Source organism: Streptomyces sp. CC53 (genome assembly GCF_001865245.1).
In the GTDB taxonomy this organism is placed as follows: domain Bacteria; phylum Actinomycetota; class Actinomycetes; order Streptomycetales; family Streptomycetaceae; genus Streptomyces.
In genome coordinates this window covers 1-925 of sequence record NZ_MKXB01000143.1, presented here as the reverse complement: position 1 = coordinate 925, position 925 = coordinate 1, and the positions used below count along the sequence as shown (strand labels likewise).

General features: G+C 76.0%; 1 protein-coding gene. It reads right to left on the bottom strand.

Annotation, left to right across the window (positions count from 1 at the left end; genetic code table 11):
- A partial coding sequence (locus BJP40_RS14135) for a helicase-associated domain-containing protein (RefSeq protein ID WP_177204381.1) occupies positions 1-628 on the bottom strand: 628 nt, incomplete at its 3' end.
- Between the last annotated feature and the right edge of the window lie 297 nt (positions 629-925).

The window sequence follows — 925 nt, the reverse complement described above, 5'->3', positions numbered from 1 at the left end:
CCAGGGTCTTGCCCGCGCCGCAGGGCAGCACGACCACACCGGACCCGCCGTGCCAGAAGCCCTCCACGGCCTGCTTCTGGTACGGGCGCAGCGCCCAGCCGGACTCGTCCAGGTCGATGCGGTGGGCCTCACCGTCGACGTACCCGGCGAGGTCCTCCGCGGGCCAGCCCAGCTTCAGCAGCGTCTGCTTGATCTGGCCGCGCTCCGACGGGTGCACGGCGACGGTGTCCTGGTCGATGCGGGCACCGACGAGCGGCTTGATCCGCTTGGAGCGCAGCACCTCCTCCAGGACCGGGCGGTCCGTGGTGGACAGCACGAGTCCGTGGGCGGGGTGGCGGGTGAGGGTGAGCCGCCCGTAGCGGGCCATCGTCTCGGCGACGTCGACGAGCAGCGCGTGCGGCACGGGGTAGCGGGAGTACTCGACGAGCGCGTCCACGACCTGCTCGGCGTCGTGCCCGGCGGCCCGGGCGTTCCACAGGCCGAGCGGGGTGATGCGGTACGTGTGGATGTGCTCGGGCGCCCGCTCCAGCTCGGCGAACGGGGCGATGGCACGGCGGCAGGCGTCGGCCTGCTCGTGGTCGACTTCGAGCAGGAGTGTCTTGTCGCTCTGGACGATCAGGCAGGACACGCGCGCACACCTCCGGCGAAAGGGTAAGCAGCCGAGTTTACCGGGGTGGCCCCGGCGTGCGCGGTGCGTCGCGAACCGCTCACGGGCCGTGCGCGGCTCGCCGTCGCCGCCTGCGGCCCCCGGGTCCCCCGCGGTCTGCTCCCGGCCGCGGGAGAGTCCGAGCCGAGGGCGCCCGGGAGGGCGTTCCGGCCGTGCCCCGCGGCGGCTCCGGCCCCCGGGCGGGGCCGGCGCCGCGGGCCCGGTGCGGCGGCCTCCGGGCGGGAACCGGCGCGATGCCCCCCGGCCGGGGCCGGTGCG